The sequence below is a fragment of the Vibrio sp. 1078-1 genome (assembly GCF_033340475.1).
This window is the reverse complement of the sequence record NZ_JAWOWM010000536.1, coordinates 1-619: the sequence shown is the minus strand read 5'-3', so window position 1 is coordinate 619 and position 619 is coordinate 1. Positions and strand designations below refer to the sequence as shown.

Here is a 619-nt window from a genome sequence, read left to right as displayed (position 1 = left end):
AATAAAGTGGGTAAAAAAGGGCAGGTAAAGAAAGCTCAAAATAAGCAGTCCGTTGGTCAACCTTCAAAGGTGGCAAACGCAGTCGCGCATTCCATAAAACAAGTTGATGAGTCCCAAATTCATCGTGCTCAAGTACAATATGATTTGCCGGAAGGTAATGCTCGCAAAGCTATGGAGCAGTACATGGACGTCATGAATCGAGCAAAAAAAGAGGAACTGGCTCAGCTACTGGGTGTCGATATATATGTATGAATTTCCTCGAATTGGTATTAGTAGATTAAATGGTGGTTTATGAAGGTTTTTGGACGGTTGTTTTTGGTTTTGGTTGCCGCTTTTGGCTTGTCTGCATGCAGCTCTCTTCCTGAAGAGTTGAACGCTAGTACAGAGCAAGTCGTTACCGACTATAAGGCCTTTGCTGAGTCTCAAGGAGAGCTCACGAATGATGTTCGCCTTGGCGGTATCATTGCGAAAGTGGACAACTTCAAAGACAAAACACGCCTAGCGATCGTCAATCTACCTATCAATAACTCGGGCAAACCTGATATTGACCAAGAGCCTACGGGTCGTTTCGCCGTGTATTTTGATGGCTACTTAGAACCCGTTGCATTTAGCCAAGGCC

General features: G+C 44.4%; 2 protein-coding genes. Both read left to right on the top strand.

The window, feature by feature from the left end; all coding sequences use genetic code 11:
* On the top strand, positions 1–252 hold a 252-nt coding region (locus R7190_RS28655), incomplete at its 5' end, for a chromosome partitioning protein ParA (protein WP_318138034.1).
* Positions 253–291: 39 nt separating this feature from the next.
* The coding region (locus R7190_RS28650; RefSeq protein WP_318138033.1) for a Slp family lipoprotein at positions 292–619 on the top strand (328 nt) is incomplete at its 3' end.